Origin of the sequence: Pseudomonas sp. TWR3-1-1, from assembly GCF_049896545.1 — a bacterium.
In the GTDB taxonomy this organism is placed as follows: domain Bacteria; phylum Pseudomonadota; class Gammaproteobacteria; order Pseudomonadales; family Pseudomonadaceae; genus Aquipseudomonas; species Aquipseudomonas weihenstephanensis.
This window is the reverse complement of the sequence record NZ_JAFCUO010000006.1, coordinates 108,427-129,056: the sequence shown is the minus strand read 5'-3', so window position 1 is coordinate 129,056 and position 20,630 is coordinate 108,427. Positions and strand designations below refer to the sequence as shown.

The 20,630-nt window shown below is 57.7% G+C and carries 15 protein-coding genes; 9 read left to right on the top strand and 6 right to left on the bottom strand.

All coding sequences use genetic code 11. The features are described from left to right. Positions 1–120: 120 nt before the first annotated feature. From ACP7A4_RS14875 to ACP7A4_RS14860, 4 genes are all read left to right on the top strand, one after another. Positions 121–2,568, top strand: coding sequence for a glycogen/starch/alpha-glucan phosphorylase (locus ACP7A4_RS14875; protein ID WP_059761727.1), 2,448 nt, complete (start codon positions 121–123; stop codon positions 2,566–2,568). A gap of 267 nt (positions 2,569–2,835) precedes the next feature. Further along, complete coding sequence (locus ACP7A4_RS14870; protein WP_048400681.1) at positions 2,836–3,846, top strand: class 1 fructose-bisphosphatase; 1,011 nt, start codon at positions 2,836–2,838, stop codon at positions 3,844–3,846. A gap of 236 nt (positions 3,847–4,082) precedes the next feature. After that, a complete protein-coding gene (locus ACP7A4_RS14865; RefSeq protein ID WP_047272919.1) occupies positions 4,083–4,337 on the top strand; it encodes a lipoprotein in 255 nt (84 codons plus the stop codon). Between the two features lie 21 nt (positions 4,338–4,358). Further along, the gene (locus ACP7A4_RS14860) at positions 4,359–4,904 is read left to right on the top strand and encodes a lipocalin family protein (protein ID WP_059761726.1); all 546 of its coding nucleotides are present in this window, start codon (positions 4,359–4,361) and stop codon (positions 4,902–4,904) included. A gap of 185 nt (positions 4,905–5,089) precedes the next feature. On the opposite strand, the gene ACP7A4_RS14855 is transcribed toward ACP7A4_RS14860, so the two are convergent. Continuing rightward, complete coding sequence (locus tag ACP7A4_RS14855) at positions 5,090–6,478, bottom strand: inorganic triphosphatase (protein ID WP_059761725.1); 1,389 nt, start codon at positions 6,476–6,478, stop codon at positions 5,090–5,092. Positions 6,479–6,635: 157 nt separating this feature from the next. Between ACP7A4_RS14855 and argE the strand changes: the two genes are divergently transcribed. The 3 genes from argE (at position 6,636) to ACP7A4_RS14840 (ending at position 10,992) form a co-directional block, all read left to right on the top strand. Next, positions 6,636–7,787, top strand: a complete 1,152-nt coding sequence (argE, locus tag ACP7A4_RS14850) for an acetylornithine deacetylase (protein ID WP_059761724.1) — start codon at positions 6,636–6,638, stop codon at positions 7,785–7,787. 130 nt (positions 7,788–7,917) lie between these two features. Beyond that, entirely contained in the window at positions 7,918–9,216 is a 1,299-nt protein-coding gene (gene argA / locus ACP7A4_RS14845; protein WP_048364602.1) for an amino-acid N-acetyltransferase, read from the top strand. Positions 9,217–10,035: 819 nt separating this feature from the next. Continuing rightward, complete coding sequence (locus tag ACP7A4_RS14840) at positions 10,036–10,992, top strand: hypothetical protein (RefSeq protein WP_426247619.1); 957 nt, start codon at positions 10,036–10,038, stop codon at positions 10,990–10,992. An 869-nt stretch (positions 10,993–11,861) separates the two neighbouring features. On the opposite strand, the gene gshA is transcribed toward ACP7A4_RS14840, so the two are convergent. From gshA to ACP7A4_RS14825, 3 genes are all read right to left on the bottom strand, one after another. Continuing rightward, positions 11,862–13,445, bottom strand: coding sequence for a glutamate--cysteine ligase (gene gshA / locus ACP7A4_RS14835; protein WP_059761722.1), 1,584 nt, complete (start codon positions 13,443–13,445; stop codon positions 11,862–11,864). Positions 13,446–13,643: 198 nt separating this feature from the next. Beyond that, complete coding sequence (locus ACP7A4_RS14830; protein WP_059761721.1) at positions 13,644–14,024, bottom strand: PaaI family thioesterase; 381 nt, start codon at positions 14,022–14,024, stop codon at positions 13,644–13,646. Further along, positions 14,024–16,345, bottom strand: a complete 2,322-nt coding sequence (locus tag ACP7A4_RS14825) for a Tex family protein (protein ID WP_426247617.1) — start codon at positions 16,343–16,345, stop codon at positions 14,024–14,026. The genes ACP7A4_RS14830 and ACP7A4_RS14825 overlap by 1 nt, the downstream gene beginning before the upstream one ends. 358 nt (positions 16,346–16,703) lie before the next feature. Here ACP7A4_RS14825 and ompR point away from each other — a divergent pair, with 358 nt between their 5' ends. Both ompR and ACP7A4_RS14815 read left to right on the top strand, forming a co-directional pair. Beyond that, positions 16,704–17,444: a two-component system response regulator OmpR gene (gene ompR / locus ACP7A4_RS14820; RefSeq protein ID WP_048400671.1), complete on the top strand. Its 741-nt coding sequence runs from the start codon at positions 16,704–16,706 to the stop codon at positions 17,442–17,444. 110 nt (positions 17,445–17,554) lie between these two features. Further along, positions 17,555–18,868 (top strand): ATP-binding protein, encoded by a 1,314-nt coding sequence (locus ACP7A4_RS14815; RefSeq protein WP_059761719.1) that lies wholly within the window; start codon positions 17,555–17,557, stop codon positions 18,866–18,868. 165 nt (positions 18,869–19,033) lie between these two features. On the opposite strand, the gene rimK is transcribed toward ACP7A4_RS14815, so the two are convergent. Continuing rightward, positions 19,034–19,939 carry a 30S ribosomal protein S6--L-glutamate ligase gene (gene rimK, locus ACP7A4_RS14810; RefSeq protein WP_048364596.1) on the bottom strand — a complete coding sequence of 302 codons (906 nt, stop codon included), beginning with the start codon at positions 19,937–19,939 and terminating at the stop codon, positions 19,034–19,036. After that, on the bottom strand, positions 19,936–20,400 hold the full coding sequence (locus ACP7A4_RS14805; RefSeq protein WP_177332343.1) for an ATP-dependent zinc protease family protein: 465 nt from the start codon (positions 20,398–20,400) through the stop codon (positions 19,936–19,938). The genes rimK and ACP7A4_RS14805 overlap by 4 nt, the downstream gene beginning before the upstream one ends. Positions 20,401–20,630 lie beyond the last annotated feature (230 nt).

Here is a 20,630-nt window from a genome sequence, read left to right as displayed (position 1 = left end):
CGCTGCGGGCACCATAAAAACCTGCAAAAACCTCGAACCTGAGCCGCCGCCTTTTGTCAGAGCGTCTAGGCTGACTCCATTCGTTCTCCAAATCGCTCCATCTCGCTTGAGGTCGTATCGATGTCCCAGGAACCGCTTGTTTGTGATGCACAAGTGGCGGCATTTCGTGCTGCTGTACTGGCTAAACTGACGTACGCGGTGGGTAAGGACCCTGAACACGCGTTTGACCACGACTGGTTTGAAGCCATTGCGCTGGCCGCCCGCGACCACATGGTCGAGCACTGGATGGACCACACGCGGCAGATTTATCGCAAGGGTCAGAAGCGGGTGTACTACCTGTCTCTGGAATTTCTGATCGGCCGGTTGCTCTACGACAGCCTGAGCAACCTCGGGCTGCTGGACATCGCCCGTGAAGCATTGACCGAGCTGGGTGTCGACCTTGAGCAGATCCGCCTGCTTGAACCCGACGCTGCGCTGGGCAATGGCGGGCTGGGGCGTTTGGCGGCGTGTTTCATGGAAAGCATGGCAACCCTGGGCGTCGCGGCCCACGGGTATGGCATTCGTTATGAGCACGGGCTGTTCCGCCAAAGCATTGTCGATGGCTGGCAGCAGGAGCAAACCGAGAACTGGCTGGATTTCGGCAACCCGTGGGAGTTCGAGCGCGCCGAAGTGGTGTACCCCATTGGTTTTGGTGGGGCGGTTGAAACCAAAGTCGACGAGCAAGGGCATTCGCGGCAAATCTGGTGGCCTGGCGAAACCGTACGCGCCATTGCCTATGACACCCCCGTCGTGGGGTGGCGCGGTGCCAGCGTTAACACCTTGCGGTTATGGCGGGCGAGGGCGGTGCATGAATTGCACCTCGAACGCTTCAACGCTGGCGATCACTTGGGCGCGGTGGCCGAAGTGGTGCGCGCCGAAAGCATTTCGCGGGTTCTGTACCCGGCCGACAGCAATGAGGCGGGTCAGGAGTTACGCCTGCGTCAGGAATACTTCTTTGTGGCGGCCTCTTTAAAAGACTTGATCCGCCGCCACCTCGATCAAGGCTTCACATTGCTCAGCCTGGGCGAGCATGTCGCCATCCAGCTCAACGACACTCACCCCTCCATCGCCGTGGCCGAGCTGATGCGCATTCTGGTCGACGAGCACGACATGGAGTGGAGCGTGGCCTGGGATGTCACGGTGCAAACCCTGGCGTACACCAATCACACCCTGCTGCCAGAGGCACTGGAGACCTGGCCGGTAGGACTGATGGAGCGGTTGCTGCCGCGCCACATGCAAATCATCTACCTGATCAACGGGTTGCACATTGATTCGCTGCGTGAGAAGGGCGTGCATGATTTTGACGTGCTGCGCGCCGTGTCTTTGATCGAAGAAGACAACGGCCGTCGCGTACGCATGGGCAACCTGGCGTTCCTGGGCTGCCACAGCGTCAACGGCGTGTCGGGGCTGCACACGCAACTGATGCGCAGCACTGTGTTCTCTGAAATGCACAAGCTGTACCCCGATCGCATCAACAACAAAACCAATGGCGTCACCTTTCGCCGCTGGCTGTATCAGTCCAACCCGCCGCTGACGGCGATGCTGGTTGAGGCCCTGGGCCCGCAGATTCAGGACGATCCGGAGCACAACCTGATTGAGCTGGAGCCATTTGCCGAGCGCGCCGACTTTCGCCAGCAGTTCGCAGAGCAACGGCTGCAAAGCAAATGCACCCTGGCCGCTTTGATTTACGAGCGCCTCGCCATCGTGGTCAACCCTGAGGCCATGTTCGATGTGCAGGTCAAGCGCATCCATGAGTACAAGCGCCAATTGCTCAATTTGCTGCACACCGTGGCGCTGTATCAGGCGATTCGGGCCGAGCCGGGCAACCGCTGGGTGCCACGGGTGAAAATTTTCGCGGGCAAGGCCGCGGCCAGTTATCAACAGGCCAAATTGATCATCAAACTGACCAACGACATCGCCCGCACAGTGAACAACGACCCCACCGTGCGCGGGTTGCTCAAAGTGGTATTTATCCCCAACTACAACGTCAGCCTGGCCGAAAACATCATCCCGGCGGCCGACTTGTCCGAGCAGATATCCACCGCCGGTTATGAAGCGTCCGGCACCAGCAACATGAAGTTCGGGCTTAACGGTGCGTTGACCATCGGCACGATGGATGGCGCAAACGTTGAAATGTGCGAGCGGGTAGGGGCCGAAAACATGTTTATTTTCGGCCTTAGCGCGCAGCAAGTCGAAGCACGCAAGCGCAATGGCGAATTTAACGCCAGTGCTGAAATTGCGGCGTCGCACCGCCTCAATGATGTGTTGCAGGCCATACGCGGTGGCGTGTTTTCCCACGATGACCCGGCGCGCTACACCGGCCTGATTGACTCGCTGATTGATTACGACCGTTTTTTGGTGTGCGCAGACTTCGATGCCTATTGGGAGGCACAAATGCGCGTCGAACAGCTGTGGCACGACAAAGACGCGTGGTGGCGTACCGCAGTGCTCAACACGGCGCGCATGGGCTGGTTCTCCTCAGACCGCACCATTCGTGAATACGCCACCGACATTTGGAAGGCGCTATAACCGCCCCGTAGCCGCTGCCGCAGGCGGCGTCCGACGGCGTAGCCGTTGTAAAAAAGCGCTTTGTATTTGTCCGGCTAAACGCAGGCGCTGAATCTACGAGCGCTTCGCAATCGGACGCGGCGCCCGCTGCTACGGGGCGCCAGCGCCTGTTTTTGCGCCTCAACTGAACCCGCCCGGCCGGTTATCAGTCTGATTAGAAGATTTGCACGGCAACACGCGTTAAACTGCGCGGGTTTTTTGCCCCCTCCCCCTTGTTCGGAGCCTTACATGTCCCGCGTTACCCTGAGTCGCTATTTGATCGAGCAGACCCGCAGCAACAACACGCCTGCTGATTTGCGTTTCCTCATCGAAGTGGTGGCGCGTGCTTGCAAAGAGATCAACCACGCCGTGTCCAAAGGCGCCCTGGGTGGTGTTCTGGGCAGCATGGGCACCGAAAACGTGCAAGGTGAGGTGCAGAAAAAACTCGACGTGATTTCCAACGAAATCCTGCTCGAAGCCAACGAATGGGGCGGTCACCTGGCCGGCATGGCGTCCGAAGAAATGGACAACGCCTACCAGATCCCTGGCAAATACCCTAAAGGCGCGTACCTGTTGGTATTCGACCCGCTGGACGGCTCGTCCAACATCGACATCAACGCGCCGGTCGGCACGATCTTCTCCGTGTTGCGTTGCCCGGAAGGCCACCTGGCTGAAAACGGCGACCTGGGCGAGAAAGCCTTCCTGCAACCGGGCACCACCCAAGTGGCTGCCGGTTATGCCATCTATGGCCCTCAAACCATGCTGGTACTGACCTTGGGCGATGGCGTTAAAGGCTTCACGCTGGACCGCGAAATGGGCAGCTTCGTGCTGACCCACGAAAACATCACCATTCCTGAAAGCACGCAGGAATTCGCCATCAACATGTCCAACCAGCGTCACTGGGAAGCCCCGGTACAGCGCTACGTCAGCGAGCTGCTGGCCGGTGAAGACGGCCCGCTGAAAAAGAACTACAACATGCGCTGGGTGGCCGCGATGGTCGCTGACGTGCACCGTATCCTGACCCGTGGCGGTCTGTTCATGTACCCGCGCGACAGCCGCGAGCCGTCCAAGCCGGGCAAATTGCGTTTGATGTACGAAGCCAATCCGATGTCGTTCCTGGTTGAACAGGCCGGCGGCGCTTCAACGGACGGCCACCAGCGCATTCTCGACATTCAGCCTGAAGGCCTGCACCAGCGTGTAGCAGTGTTCCTGGGGTCGAAAGAAGAAGTGGCACGCATCACCGCTTACCACAAAGCGTAAGCCCTGCCTCAAACGCGCCGTCGCTGGCGCAGGCTGCGAAGGGGGGCCAAGGCCCCCTTTTCTCAAATGCCTTCGCTATTCTCCTCGCAGCCTTTGGCAGCGTCAGGGGGCCAGCATTCCCTCGTCGTATCTGCATTCAACAAATCTCCCCGTGCCTTCGGGAACCCCGTCACGCTTTTCTCTTCTAAGCTCTCATTGAGGCAGCGATGCCGACTTTCCCGTTCAGGAGCTTGTCCATGAAGTTGCGTTCTTTGGCGTTGTTGTCGTTTTGTGTGTTGCTGGCAGCTTGCAGCAAGGTCAACCAGGAAAACTATTCAAAACTGTCGGCGGGCATGCCCAAGGCCGAGGTTGAAAAGTTGCTGGGCAGCCCGACCGATTGCTCTGGCGCGCTGGGCATGTCGAGCTGCACGTGGGGCGATAAAAACAGCTTTATCAGCGTGCAATATGCCGGTGACAAAGTGTTGATGTTCTCGGGCCAGGGCTTGAAATAAGCCATCGCAGGAGCGTTCACCATGAAACGTCTTTTAGCGTGTCTAGGCGCTTCGCTGGTGTTGGCCGGTTGCGCCAGCTCTGGCGATGACACACTGGCGCCCAAAACGGTCGACAACGTTGATCTCAAACGTTACCAGGGCACTTGGTACGAGCAGGCACGGTTGCCGATGTTCTTCCAGCGCAACTGTGTGCAATCACAAGCGCATTACAGCCTCAAGCCCGATGGCAACGTGGCAGTGTTGAACCGTTGCCTCACGGCAGAGGGCAAGTGGGAGGAGGCCAAAGGCACAGCGACGCCACAAGTACCGGGCAAGACCGACAAGTTGTGGGTTGAGTTTGATAACTGGGTGTCGACGCTATTGCCGGGCGTGACCAAAGGCGATTACTGGGTGTTGTACCTGGGCGATAACTACAGCACGGCGCTGGTGGGCAACCCCGATCGCCGCTACCTGTGGCTGTTGTCGCGCAAGCCGACCATTGACCAGCAAACCCGCGATGAACTGCTCAGCAAGGCTCAGCAGCAGGGCTATGACACGACGCGCTTGATCTGGCGGGGGCAGGAGTAAAACCCTGGTCGCTACCTGCGCCACCCTCGTAGCAGGTGCCGCAGGCTGCGTCCGGCGGCGCAGCCGTTGTAGGTCGATGTAGGTGTTTTACCGGCCATACCGCGTTTTAAAGCATGGCGACGGCTTCGCCCTCGGACGTCGCCGTCGCCAACTTCGGCATGCTCACAAAACCCGACGTTGCGGCCTTAACCGCGCAGCAAGGTCTTCCAGGCGCGGTTCTGGTAGACCGCGATGGCTTGGTGCTTACGGGCGTCGAGCAAGGCATCGTTGGCCTCAGCGTCTTCTGTGATGGGTTGATTGGCCAAGTCTTGCAACTTGTTCATCTCACCGTACAGACGGTCAACTTCGGCGATGTCCAACACCCCTCGCGCCAGACGCAGCCATGCCTGAATTCGCTCGATGCGTGGCAGTTGCTCGGCCAAGTCTTCCGGCTGCTGCTGGTAGCGGTTCAGACGCAATGCGATGGCTTCATCCGACAGCAAGCGCGGCAACCAGCTGCTCAGTTGTGCAGCACCCTGACGATTGCCACGGGTGGTGCCACGGTCCACGGTCCAGCTGCGGTCCATCAACCAGCGCGACGTGTTGAGCGAGAACTGGCCCCAGCGCGGGTCTTCGAGTTCTTCAAGGAACTGCTCCGGTGCGGCTTTGCGCACGTCTTCGTCGTCCTGACCGATTTGCACCAGCGGGCGCCAGTCTTCCAGCAGTGCGTCGAGGGACGCGCGCAACACGCTGGTGGATTGGCGTGGCGCGGCCTGGCCGAGGCTGCTGACCAGGGCGCGCAGGTCGATCAACTGTTGCACCCAATCTTGCAGCAGACGCCAGTGGCCATTGAAACGGTATTGCTCGGCCAGGCGCTGGCTGCTGGCCAGCAAGTGCCAGGCCAGTGCGGCAAAGGCGTCGTCCAGTGGCGTTTCGGGTGTCAGCTCAGGGGCTGGCAGGTTGACTGAGTAGCTATTGGCATCGAACAGGCGATAGCCGCGCTCAGCCTTGCTGATGTCACACGGCATCAACGCCAGTTTTTCAGCCAGCTCGGCGGCCAGTTCCAGCAGGGCAGCTGGCTCGCCTTCGCGCAGTTCGAGTTCCAGTTCGCAGATTTCTTCTTTGTGCTTGCCAGCAATCACATGGCCCAAGTCCAGTGCGGCTTCGATCACCACTTTGGCTTTGCCGCGGCCCCACGAGATTTCAGCGCGCTCGCGCACGAAATCAGTGGTGAAAATCGGTTTAAGGGTCTTTTTGTCCAGCTCGGCCAACGCTTCAGGCCAGCATTCACCGTCGAGCTTTTTGACGTCGAGTTTGGCTTTGGGCAGGTGCCAGTCGTATTCATTGCGCACCGACAGCCCGGCAACGCTTTCGCCGCGGGTCTTGAGGGTTTGAATGACGTCTTCACCATCACGGCGCAGGCGCAGGGCAACCTTGGCCTTGGCCAGGTCGCGCTCTGGGGTGTCGAAGTACTGATTGAGCAACTCACGGCTTTCCCAGCCACTTTTGTTGCGTTTTTTCAGCAAGGGGTGCTCGCGCAAGGCGGCGAGGGTTTCGCGGCTGACGCGGAGTTTGATTTCGGTTTCTTTCTGCATGGCCGGAAAATCCAGGAACGGTGCGCAGCCGGGGAAAGGTGTGGCTGCCAAGGCCGTGCAGTGTACAGGACTCGCCGCCCGGGCGCCCCGCATGGGTTTATTCTGCAAAGCAGATGGCTCTATGATGGGCCTCGTCCCGCCAACAGGAAGTCAGCGCATGCCTATACCTTCCATGAAAGAGCAATTCGCGGCCTTGATCAGCACGCCGTCCGTCAGTTGCACCCAGGCTCATCTGGATCAGAGCAATCGCCCGGTCATCGATTTACTGGCGGCATGGCTGGGCGACCTGGGGTTCAAGTGCGACATCCAGCCAGTCAGCCCCGGCAAATTTAACCTGCTCGCCAGTTATGGCAGCGGTCCCGGCGGTCTGGTGCTGGCGGGTCACAGCGACACGGTGCCATACGATGACGCCCTGTGGCAGACCGATCCGCTCAAGCTCACCGAAGTCGATAACCGCTGGGTTGGCTTGGGCAGTTGCGACATGAAAGGCTTCTTTGCGCTGATTATCGAAGCCGTGCGTCCGTTGCTCGACCAGCCGTTCAAGCAGCCGTTGCTGATTTTGGCCACTTGCGACGAAGAAACCTCGATGGCCGGCGCCCGCGCACTGGCCGAAGCGGGGCGGCCACTGGGCCGGGCGGCAGTGATTGGCGAGCCGACGGGCCTCAAGCCGATCCGCCTGCACAAAGGCGTGATGATGGAGCGCATCGACATTTTGGGGCGCAGCGGCCACTCCTCCGACCCCAGCCTGGGCCACAGCGCGCTGGACGCCATGCACGATGCAATCACCGAGCTTAAAAGTCTGCGCCAGCAATGGCTGCACGAATACCGCAACCCGCAGTTCAGCGTGCCGCAGCCGACCCTCAACTTTGGCTGTATCCACGGCGGCGACAACCCCAACCGTATTTGCGGCCAGTGTTCGCTGGAGTTCGACCTGCGACCTTTGCCGGGGATGGACCCGCAGGCCCTGCGTGCGATTATCCGCAGCAAGCTTGACCCTTTGGCCGAGCGGCATCAGGTGAGCATTGACTTCGCGCCGATTGCGGCGGGTGTTGCGCCGTTCGAGCAAGACGCAGACTGCGAACTGGTGCGGGTGGCCGAGCGCCTTACCGGGCATCGCGCGCAAGCAGTAGCGTTTGCCACCGAAGCGCCTTATCTTCAGCGCCTTGGCTGTGAAACCATTGTGCTGGGCCCCGGTGACATCACCTGCGCGCATCAGCCGGGTGAACACCTTGAAATGTCACGTTTGCAGCCGACCGTGCGTCTACTGAGTCAGTTGATCGAACACTATTGCCTGACCCCGGCGCAGTAAATCGCCGCAGGCCCAACCCGTACACAAGGAGAGCACGCGTGTCGCCACTGTTTCGACGATAACTACCAGCCCGTTGTGCGTTTGCTGTTCAGCCCTTTTTAGGCGACTCACTTTTCTACAGGCTTCGGTTATGCCCGATTACGTTAACTGGCTACGTCACGCGTCCCCTTACATCAATGCCCACCGCGATTGCACCTTTGTCGTCATGCTGCCTGGCGATGGCGTTGAACACCCCAATTTCGGCAACATCGTTCACGACCTGGTGCTGCTGCACAGCCTGGGCGTGCGGCTGGTGCTGGTTCACGGCTCGCGCCCGCAAATCGAACACCGCCTGCAAGCCCGTGGCCTGACACCGCATTACCACGAAGGCATGCGCATTACGGATGCGCCGACGCTGGAATGTGTGATCGACGCCGTAGGCCATTTACGCATTGCCATCGAAGCGCGCCTGTCGATGGACATGGCCTCCTCGCCGATGCAAGGCTCGCGTCTGCGGGTGGCCAGTGGCAACTTGGTGACCGCGCGCCCGATTGGCGTACTTGACGGCGTGGACTATCACCACACCGGCGAAGTGCGGCGCGTGGACCGCAAGGGCATTAATCGCCTGCTCGACGAGCGCTCAATCGTGCTGCTGTCCCCCCTGGGGTATTCGCCGACCGGGGAGATTTTCAATTTGGCCTGCGAAGACGTGGCCACGCGCGCGGCCATCGATTTGAGTGCGGACAAATTGCTGTTGTTCGGCGCCGAACCGGGCTTGCTCGACGAAGACGGTCACCTGGTGCGTGAGTTGCGCCCGCAACAAGTGCCTGCACACATGCTGCGCCTTGGCAGCGATTACCAGGCCGAACTGCTGGAAGCCGCCGCCGAAGCCTGCCGTGGCGGCGTAGCCCGCAGCCACATCGTCAGCTACGCCGAAGACGGCGCATTGCTGACCGAACTGTTCACCCGCAACGGTGGTGGCACGCTGGTTGCGCAGGAGCAATTCGAAAAGATCCGCGAAGCGGCGATTGAAGACGTCGGTGGCTTGCTCGACCTGATCAGCCCGCTGGAAGAGCAGGGGATTTTGGTGCGTCGTTCGCGCGAAGTGCTGGAGCGTGAGATTGAGCAGTTCAGCGTGGTTGAGCGCGAAGGCATGATCATCGCCTGCGCGGCGCTGTATCAGATTGCCGACTCGGACGCGGGCGAACTGGCGTGCCTGGCAGTGAACCCGGAATACCGACATGGCCGCCGGGGGGATGAACTGCTTGAGCGCATCGAACAACGGGCGCGGGCACAGGGCCTCAAAACCCTGTTCGTATTAACCACGCGCACGGCCCACTGGTTCCGCGAACGTGGTTTCGAGCCGAGCAGCGTCGAGCGTTTACCGGCGGCGCGAGCGTCGCTCTATAACTTCCAGCGCAACTCCAAGATCTTTGAAAAGGCGCTGTAAAGCGTCGGATCGACGCAAGCCTCGTCGGCGCTGACGAGGCACGAGGCTGAGTCCGGTGGCGCAGCAGTCGTAAAGCCTGCGCACCGGATATATAGATCGCAACTATCAACTGCCTTCCCTAAAACGCTCGCAAGCACAAATAGTCAATTACCCCGGCAGGCCAAATGCTTCCCTTGCACAGCCGCCTAACACGGTTAGCGGGTACATAAAAACGCCATCTATCGTGGGGGCGGTGTCGCTCAGGTCGCTATTCTTTCTCGGTTTCTCAGGCCGCCCGGCCGCTGTTTATTTCAGCGGCGTTCTACAGTAAGCCGACGTTTAAACCCTGAAGTGGTCTATTGCCGTAGTTTGCGTAGGAGGCTGCGCTTTTGCGTGCGTGTATCTCAACCCGTGCTTTATAAAATGCACTCGACTATAAATCCAGTGCCCTACGCAAACTCCGGACTGGGCTGATTTCGTTCAGTTTGTTATGCCGATAATGTGCGACGCTCTCCCCATAGGAAAGCATCATATGGCCAGCCCCAAAGGAAGTTTTAGGCAACGGAGATCTGGACAGAGGGCTTTACCTCAATCGGCACTTGATTGAAAACGCATTTGCCTGCCCGCAACGCTATAACCCAGCCTGCCTCAAAATGCACACGAGAATTAATCACATTGTTCGGCATAATACAGGTCCGTCCCTAAGTGAACTTTAAATACTAAGCCAGTACAACAATGTATAAAAATATAAGGAGGGCTCGTGAAAAATTTATATGGGGTTGTCGTAATATCGCTCTACTGCGCGACTGCTAATGCCGGGCTGAATGAGTTGTCAGGGGCGTGGGCTGGGAGTATAGGGGGGCTAGTATCGCTGTTTGCTTTAATGAATCCGAAGAGTTAAAGGGTGTGTATTATTCGGATGAGTTTAATGCGCCTATTCGACTCATCGCAATTGATGATGTGTTTTCCGCGAAAGACAAAAAAATTGAAACGTTGAGCGGTACCAAGAGGTCAGTAACTCATCTTCTTGTGCGCTATGAAAATACCTTGGCTAAAACTGAACAAGTCGTCAGTCTTAAAAGAGTAAATAATTCAGCATTGTACGATTCTTGCTCGAGTGTCGCTTTTGCCGGGAAACTAGCGACCTCACGTTCGATGCCGACAATAGAGTATCAAGGGCATGTTTATAATTACTATAAAAAAAATGGCGTGCCGCTATTTTCTCTCACCGAAAAAAACGCTGTAACAGATAAAATAAATAAAGATATCTATGAACTAATCCACCCCCTAAAAACAATTAAAGCGTTTGAGTTTGAGCTAAAACCTTCTCTGGGTAGCAATGGAAGTATCGAAACAAGCGAGACTTCAATTACGCCACAATTTTGGTCTTCTGATTATCTCAGCCTGAATTTTAATCAGTGGTCTGTCAATACTGGAAGGTCAGGCGTATCCTGGGCAAGTCACACATGGGATTTAAAAACAGGGGATAGAGTTGATCCATGGGCCTGGGTCAATACCAAGTATCTGTGGAAGACACCTTATTCAGGTACTGTCAAACTTCCAAAAAAACTGACCAATCTTTTATACGCTATCACAGACAACTTAAAAAATTGCCCTGCTCTTGACTCGTACGATACTTACGAAATGGTCATTACAAGGCAAGGCTTACTCGTCAGCAGTCCTGCCACCGGCAATGATTGCGACAAAGAGTGGAATTTGACGTGGGCGCAACTTTATCCAATATTAACGCCCGAAGGAAAAATAGCGGCTGCGAAGATGAGTGGTTCAAATAAATAACTTACAGCGACTTACGAGTCAATTGCCAGTCACTTTCGATGGATATCATTATAAGTCGCTATTTTAAAGTATTCAGTGCATTCAGCGCTGCGTTATATCGGTTCAGGCGATCTTCCGCACCCTGTTGACCACCATTAATTGCCTGCGTGACACCCATAAAATCGCCTGAATCTATCAGCCCATTTAAACCTCTGGATGACCAATAATGACCTGCTGATCGTGCCGCATTCACAGGATCTTCAAGTCACTGTGGACTATTAATTAAGTCAAGGACAAGCGCTTCGCCTAGCGAACGATAATTTTCCTTTCCTGTTATTTGGAGGTAACCCCGACCACGATAGCGCCAGCCATCACCGGGTTGATCGTTACCCATACGACCGCCGTATACGATGTTTGCAATGGCTTCTCCAAGGCCTCTTCATAGTTAATCACTTCTTTCTGGGCTGAAAAAAGTTTGGTCGTCATGGGGTTGACTGAGGAGGGGCATAACTAAAGCAATTAAACTAATGAGGTAGATGGGTAATTAGATATGCGCTAAAGGCACCTATGAACTGCGAGCTTTCTTTGAGGTTTAAACGTGATAAGGCATAAGTCATAGTGCCGGTGCAGGCGGTGAACAAAAGTATGGTGGTGCATGTTTATAAAAGGCGAGTTGGACTTTTTGGGTCGCGTTATTGCTGGGTTATATAATGTGAAATCATTAGTTATCAGGGTGTGCAAGAGTGGTTTTGGGGGAGCGAGCGTCGCTCTACAACTTCCAGCGCAACTCCAAAATCTTTGAAAAGGCGCTGTAAAGCGCCGGATCGACGCAAGCCTTGTCGGCGGCTACAGAGCGTCCCGGATGGAACCCCTGTGGCCGCCACGCCGCCTTAGTTACTGATCGCCAAAATACTGGCTTGGTAGGAAGCTACGAACAGGTCGAAATCGCCTTCTTCAGTCTGCTCAATTTCAGTTTGCTCGAGCAGTGATGTGCGGGCTTTTTCTTCGAATGCCGCCTGGTCTTCCGGGCTCAGTGCTTCACTGCGGAAATACTCGGCGTGAGCCTGGCTTTGGCGCATGGAGAATTGGGCAAAGCTTTCTTTGCGCTCAATCATGCTGGCCAATACTTTGGCCGACGGGGTCAGGGACACGTCTTTGATTTTGGCCAATTGCTCGTCCAGGGCTTTGCTGTGCGCATCGCCACCATGACTTTGATCCAGCAACGCGGCCAATGGCGCGATCTGCTCCAGCAATTCGGCTGCCCATGCCTTCATGTCGACCGCTTCGCCGTCGCGCTGCAATTGCAGGCCCGGGCGGCGACCTTCTTTGACCACACTCATGAAGTTGGACGTGCAACTGCCGCATTCCGGGCTGTTGAACTGCGGGCTTTCTTGCAGCGCGCAGTACAGCAAGAAGGCGTCCAGAAAGCGTGCCTCGGGCAGATCAATGCCTACCGGCAGGAACGGGTTGATGTCCAGCAATCGCACTTCAACGTATTGCACACCGCGGGCTACCAGCGCCTGAATCGGGCGCTCGCCGCTGTAGGTCACGCGTTTTGGGCGGATGTTGGAGTAGTACTCGTTTTCAATTTGCAAGATGTTGGTGTTCAGCTGCACCCACTCGCCATCCTGATGTGTGCCGATTTCGACGTACGGTGCGTAGGGCGTGGCTACAGCTTTACGCAGGCTGTCGGTGTAGCTGTTGAGATCGTTGTAGCAGGGCGTCAGGCCCGCTTGGGCATTGCTCTGGTAACCCAGGTCGCTCATGCGCAGGCTGGTGGCATAGGGCAGGTAAAGCGTGTCGGCATCCAGTTGTTCCAACTGGTGCGCACGGCCGCGCAAGAAGCCTGCGTCCAGCGCCGGTGACGCGCCGAACAGGTACATCAGCAACCAGTTGTAACGACGAAAGTTACGAATCAGCGCGATGTAAGCGCTGGACTGGTAATCGCGGTCGGTGCCCACAAAGCCATCAGCCTCTTTGAGCACCGGCCACAACGCCTCGGGCAGCGAGAAGTTGTAGTGAATCCCGGCAATGCATTGCATGGTTTTGCCGTAACGCAGGGCCAGGCCCTTGCGATAAACGTACTTGAGCTGTCCGATGTTGGAGGTGCCGTAGTAGGCAATCGGAATATCCGCTTCGGCCGGCAATGGGCACGGCATCGAAGGGCTCCACAGGAACTCGTTGCCGAGCTTGCTGTAGGCAAAGCGGTGAATCTTGTCGAGGCTGGCCAGCGTGTCTGCCGGGTCAGGCAGGGCCGGGGTGATGAACTCCAGCAGCGACTCGGAATAGTCGGTGGTGATTTGATCGTTGGTCAGGGCCGAACCCAGTTCTTCGGGGTGCGGCGTCTGTGCCAGGCGGGCATCGCCGGTGACGCGCAAGCATTCGCGCTCGATCCCGTGCAGACACTGCTCCAGCAGAGTGAGGTTAGCGCGCTCGCTGAGCAGAGCCAGGCGGCGGTTGAGAAGTTGGCTCAAGTTGGATTCCTTCACGCGTCAGTCGCCCCAATATGGGGGTGGTCAGGACGGTCTACAAGGGTGAAGTTGAAGCCGGCGTGGTCGCCTGGCTTTAAAAAGTAGTGCTCAGCCCCGTCCGTGTTTCGGCCCCAGGCGCTCCAGGCGCATTTCGGCACCGCGTATGCAGTGCCGAAATTAACTCAAATCGACCGGTAACCGCTACAGGACAGCGAATGTGCCTAGTGCTTTTGCGACCAGCTTGTCGCCTTGCAGCACGTCAGCTTCGACGACCAGCGTGCGACGACCGGGGTGGATGACCTTGGCGATACACAGCACTTCGCCGTCGGACACCGCCCGGATGTAGTTGATTTTGCACTCCAGAGTGACGCTTTGTTGGTCACCCTGGGCGCTGGAGCAGGCCAGCCCCATGCTGATATCGACCAGGCTGAATATCACCCCACCATGCAGCTTGCCGCCACGATTGCGCAGGTGCGGTTCCAGGCTCAGGGCGACATGCGCCAGCCCTTCATCCAGTTGCACCACGCGACAGCCGATCAGTTCACTGAAAGCGCTTTGGGTTAGCCCGGTCGGGATCTGCATCAGCGTTTCTTCAACGGCTTGGCGTTGGCGAACAGCGAGGCCATCGCGTTATTGGAAGGGGCCGCGGTCACGGTTTCTTTACGCGGCGCGGTATTTGGCTGACGCCCGGAGGAACCCGGACGTGCGCCGCGTGCGCCGTCGATTTTCTCGCCGGGGGTGTCGCTCATGCGCATCGACAGGCCCACGCGTTTGCGCGGGATGTCGATTTCCATCACTTTGACCTTGACCACGTCACCGGCTTTCACCGCTTCACGCGGGTCTTTGATGAACTTCTCGGACAGCGCCGAGATGTGCACCAAACCGTCCTGATGCACGCCGATGTCGACGAAGGCACCGAAGTTGGTCACGTTGGTGACCACGCCTTCCAGCATCATGCCCAGCTGCAAGTCCTTGAGGTCTTCGACGCCTTCCTGGAACTCGGCGGTCTTGAACTCGGGACGCGGATCGCGGCCCGGTTTTTCCAGCTCTTGCAGGATGTCGGTGACCGTTGGCAAGCCAAAGGTTTCGTCAGTGAATTTTTTTGGATCAAGACGTTTGAGAAAGCCTGCGTCGCCGATCAGCGAGCGAATATCGCGTTCGGTGTCGCCGGCGATACGTTTGACCAGTGGATACGCTTCGGGGTGAACCGCCGAGCGGTCCAACGGGTTGTCACCGTTCATTACACGTAAGAAACCAGCAGCTTGTTCGAAAGTTTTTTCGCCCAGACGGCTGACTTTTTTCAGTGCTGCACGGGTTTTAAACGCGCCATTTTCATCGCGGTGATTCACGATGTTTTGCGCCAACGTGGCGTTTAAGCCGGAAATACGGGCCAGCAGGGCCACCGAAGCGGTGTTTACGTCCACGCCCACGGCGTTTACGCAGTCTTCGACCACCGCATCCAGGCCGCGCGCCAGCTTGAGCTGGGACACGTCGTGCTGGTATTGGCCTACGCCAATGGATTTAGGGTCGATTTTCACCAGTTCAGCCAGCGGGTCTTGCAGGCGACGCGCAATCGACACGGCGCCACGGATCGACACGTCCAGGTCCGGGAATTCCTTGGCGGCTAGCTCGGACGCCGAGTACACCGATGCACCAGCCTCGGACACCATGACTTTGGTGACTTTCAGCGCCGGGTATTTTTTGATCAGGTCGATGATCAGTTTGTCGCTTTCGCGGCTGGCCGTGCCGTTACCGATGGCGATCAGTTCCACCGAATGCTTGGCGCACAGAGCCGCGAGGATCGAAATCGTCTGGTCCCACTTGTTGTGCGGCACATGCGGGTACACGGTGGCGTATTCGAGCAACTTGCCGGTGGCATCGACCACGGCAATTTTGCAACCGGTGCGCAGGCCCGGGTCCAGCCCCAGCGTGGCACGCGGGCCAGCCGGTGCGGCCAGGAGCAAATCGTGCAGGTTGTGCGCAAACACGTTGATGGCTTCGGTCTCGGCGCCGTCGCGCAGCTCACCCAGCAGGTCGGTTTCGAGGTGGGTATAAAGCTTGACCTTCCACGTCCAGCGCACCACTTCGCTCAACCATTTGTCAGCCGGGCGGTTCTGGTTTTGCAGGCCGAAACGTTCGGCAATCATCATTTCGCCGGGGTGCATGCTGCCCGGCAGTTCTTCGCCGACTTTAAGCGAAGAGCTGAGAATGCCTTCGTTGCGACCGCGAAAAATCGCCAGCGCGCGGTGCGACGGCATGCTTTTGAGCGGTTCGTCGTGTTCGAAATAATCGCGGAACTTGGCGCCTTCCTCTTCTTTGCCGGCAATGACGCGGGCACTGAGGGTGGCTTCTTGTTTGAGAAAGCTGCGCAGTTTGTCCAGCAGGGTGGCGTCTTCTGCGAAGCGCTCCATGAGGATGTATTTGGCGCCATCGAGGGCGGCCTTGACGTCTGCCACGCCTTTTTCGGCGTCGATGAAACGGGCAGCTTCGGCCTCGGGGCTCAGGTCTGGATTATTGAACAGGCCGTCAGCCAATTCGCCAAGGCCCGCTTCCAGGGCGATTTGGCCCTTGGTGCGGCGTTTTTGCTTGTACGGCAGGTACAAGTCTTCAAGGCGGGTTTTGGTGTCGGCCAGCTTGATGTCACGGGCCAGTTCTGGCGTCAACTTGCCTTGTTCTTCGATGCTGGCGAGGATGCTGATGCGCCGTTCGTCGAGTTCACGCAGGTAGCGCAGGCGTTCTTCCAGATGACGAAGTTGGGTGTCATCCAGGCTGCCGGTCACTTCTTTACGGTAACGGGAGATGAAGGGAACGGTGGAACCTTCATCCAGAAGAGCGACGGCCGCTTCGACCTGCTGCGGGCGCACGCCAAGTTCTTCGGCGATGCGGCTGTTGATGCTGTCCATAAAACCACCTGACAAATTGTGATGCAGGCTCGCATGCCCGGGCTTGAAGGCTTGCGAGGCTGGTTGAGCGGCTCGTTAAACGCCGCTGCCTGGGCCAAAAGGGCAGCCTGTTGACCCGTGAAGTCAGCAAATTACGGCACGTATTGAAAAAATAAATTCGGCCGCAAACTTTGAAAATACGAGGTTGCCTGACACAAAAGGCGGCGCATTATAACCAGCGTTCCCGGATTCAGGGGACTGCAAGCTGCGCCCGCTATGATCTGTGTACTGGCTGTGAAGGAAAAATCTGCTAACAATGCACACGATGCGTATAACAGCAGCTAAGCCATAATGCGCGCCGAGATCACAGGAGCATCTAATGAGCAGCACTGCACAAACTGCTGAAGGCGAAAAAATTCTCATCGTTGACGACGACCCGGGCCTAAGCAGCCTGCTCGAACGTTTTTTCACCAGTAAGGGCTATCGTGCCCGCGCGGTGCCGAACGTCGAGCAAATGGATCGCCTGTTGGCCCGTGAGGTGTTCAACCTTGTGGTACTGGACTTGATGCTGCCTGGCGAAGACGGCTTGTCTGCGTGTCGACGTTTGCGCGCTGCCGGCAATCGCGTCCCGATCATCATGCTGACCGCCAAGGGCGACGAGCTGAGCCGTATCAAGGGCCTTGAACTGGGCGCTGACGATTATCTGGCCAAGCCGTTCAACCCGGATGAGCTGATGGCGCGTGTCAAAGCCGTCTTGCGGCGCCAGGCAGCCCCCGTACCGGGCGCTCCCGGCAGCGAAGACGAGAGTGTCACGTTCGGTGATTACGAGTTGTCGCTGGCCACCCGCGAACTCAAGCGTGGCGATGAAGTGCACATGCTCACCACCGGTGAGTTTGCGGTACTCAAAGCCTTGGTCATGCATGCCCGCGAACCGTTGACGCGCGACAAGCTGATGAACCTGGCCCGTGGCCGTGAGTGGGATGCGCTGGAGCGTTCAATCGACGTTCAAATTTCCCGTCTGCGCCGCATGATCGAGCCTGATCCTTCCAAACCGCGCTATATCCAGACGGTCTGGGGCGTAGGTTATGTGTTCGTACCGGACGGTAACGCGACCAAGTGATGAACCATTTGTAGGAGCGGGCCACGCGGGTTATCAACACCTGAGTGGCTCGCAATCCCCTTTGTGCGAGTATCTGAACTCGCTCCTGCAAACTGCAAAAGCAGCAATCTATGAAAACCCCTCTCTGGTTTCCCCAAAGTTTTTTCTCTCGCACCCTCTGGCTGGTATTGATCGTTGTCTTGTTTTCCAAGGCTCTGACGCTGGTCTACCTGCTGATGAACGAAGACGTGTTGGTTGATCGTCAGTACAGTCACGGTGTTGCACTCACCTTACGTGCCTATTGGGCGGCAGATGAAGAAGATCGCGACAAAATTGCCGACGCGGCCGGGTTGATCCGTGTAGTGGGCGGCGGTGTACCCGAGGGTGAACAACATTGGCCCTACAGTGGTGTTTATCAGCGTCAGATGCAGGCAGAGCTGGGAGCTGATACCGAGGTTCGCTTGCGTGTGCATTCTCCTCCGGCGCTGTGGGTACGAGCGCCGAGCCTGGGCGATGGCTGGCTGAAAGTCCCTTTGTATCCGCACCCGCTACGCGGGCAAAAAATATGGAGTGTGCTGGGCTGGTTTTTGGCCATTGGGTTGTTGTCCACAGCGTCGGCATGGATCTTCGTCAGTCAGCTCAACCAACCGCTCAAACGACTGGTTTACGCAGCTCGCCAGTTAGGTCAGGGGCGCAGTGTGCGCTTGCCGATCAGTGACACACCCAGCGAAATGACCGAGGTGTACAGCGCCTTCAACCAAATGGCTGAAGACGTGGAGCAGGCAGGCCGCGAGCGTGAGCTGATGCTGGCAGGCGTGTCCCACGACCTGCGTACGCCGCTGACGCGTTTGCGTTTGTCGCTGGAGCTGATGGGCAACCACAGCGACCTGACGGACGACATGGTGCGAGACATTGAAGACATGGACGCGATCCTTGATCAGTTCCTGGCTTTTATCCGCGATGGCCGTGACGAGCTGGTCGAAGAGGTGGACCTGTGTGAGCTGGTGCGCGAAGTGGTGGCGCCCTACAACCAGAACGAGGAGCGTGTGCGTCTTTGTTTGCAGCCGATTCAGCCGTTTCCGCTGCGTCGGGTATCAATGAAGCGTCTGCTCAACAACCTCATTGGCAACGCGCTGCACCATGCGGGTGAAGACGTTGAAGTGGCCGCCTATGTGTCGGGTGACGTCAGCGCGCCGTATGTGGTGCTGAGCGTGATGGACCGGGGTGCCGGTATTGATCCTTCGGAGCTTGAAGACATCTTCAATCCGTTTATCCGCGGGGATCGGGCACGGGGCGGTAAAGGGACGGGGCTGGGCTTGGCAATCGTCAAGCGAATTGCCTCCATGCACGGTGGCAATGTTGAGTTGCGCAACCGCTCGGGCGGCGGCCTTGAAGCCAGGGTTCGCCTGCCGTTGGGCCTGATGCTGCCGCGCGGAGCGGTGTAAGGATTGCGCCGGGCGGCTGCAAGGTAGGCGCTGGCGAGGCGCGAGGCTGCGATCGGTCGCAAATCGGATCACGGCGATGTTTGTGAAACACCGTGATCGTAGGGTTTACGACGGCTCTGGCGCCGATCACAGCCTCGCATTACTCGTCAGTGCCTACGGGCTTGTTTAGCCTTTGCCTTTGGTGCGCGTCATGTTCGGGCCGCTGTTCTTCTCCAGATGCTCGATGATGATTCCGGCCACGTTCTTACCCGTGGTCGTTTCGATGCCCTCAAGGCCCGGTGAGGAGTTGACCTCCAGCACCAGCGGGCCGTGGTTGGAACGCAAAATATCCACCCCCGCCACACTCAACCCCATGACCTTGGCCGCACGAATGGCGGTCATGCGTTCTTCCGGGGTGATTTTGATCAGGCTGGCGCTGCCACCCCGATGCAGGTTGGAGCGAAACTCCCCCGGCTTGGCCTGACGCTTCATCGCGGCAATCACCTTGTCGCCTACCACGAAGCAGCGAATATCGGCGCCTCCGGCTTCCTTGATGTACTCCTGCACCATGATGTTTTGCTTGAGGCCCATGAAGGCCTCGATCACGGATTCTGCGGCCGTGGCGGTTTCACACAGCACCACCCCAATGCCTTGCGTGCCTTCCAGCACTTTGATCACCAGTGGCGCGCCATTGACCATTTCAATCAAGTCGGGAATGTCATCCGGGGAGTGCGCGAACCCGGTCACCGGCAAGCCCAGGCCACGCCGGGACAACAATTGCAGGGAGCGCAGCTTGTCCCGCGAACGGGCGATGGCGACGGATTCGTTAAGCGGGAACACCCCCATCATTTCGAACTGGCGCAGCACCGCGCAGCCGTAAAACGTCACCGAAGCGCCAATACGCGGGATAACTGCGTCGAAACCTTCCAGCGGCTTGCCGCGATAGTGGATCTGCGGCTTATGACTGGCGATGTTCATATAGGCGCGCAGGGTATCGATCACTACCATTTCATGGCCTCGTTCAGTCCCGGCTTCAACCAGACGACGAGTGGAATACAGACGCGGGTTACGCGACAGCACAGCGATCTTCATGCAACACCTGTGGCAAAGGTAGTAGTGACCGGAAATACCGGCTTGTCTTGAACGTATTTGAGCCCCGGATTGACGACCAGTTGGCCGTCGATCAGCGCTTTGGAACCCAACAAAAGGCGATAACGCATGGACTTGCGGCAGGCCAGGGTGAATTCAACCTGCCAGACCCGATCGCCCAGCGCGAGGCTGGTGCGGATCACATACCGTACTTGGGTATGGCCATTGGAGCTTTTAATGGTTTTTATCGCCACCAACGGGGCTTCGCAACGGCGGTGACGCAGTTGCACCAGCGTGCCCAGATGGGCATTGAACCGTACCCACTCGACACCGTCGCGCTCAAACGGCTCGATTTCAGTGGCGTGCAGGCTGGAGGTACTGGCACCGGTGTCGATTTTGGCGCGCAAGCCCGCGACGCCCAAATCTGGGAGCGCCACCCACTCGCGAAGACCGACAACGGTCAGATGATCAAATGTCTTCAATATGAATAACCAGCGGTTAACGTGACCAGGCCGCAGCAGGAGCTGAAGCCAATGCTTTCTATGCAGGGCTGGCGAACCCAAGAGCCTGCATCAGAAATTTTCTACACTCGCCCAGAAAATCCCTTTTACCGACGCGTTTGATACTTTCGACAAGCACTCTAACGATCAATTTAGAACCCGCCATGACAAGCCCGCGAACATGTGCTGGTCGC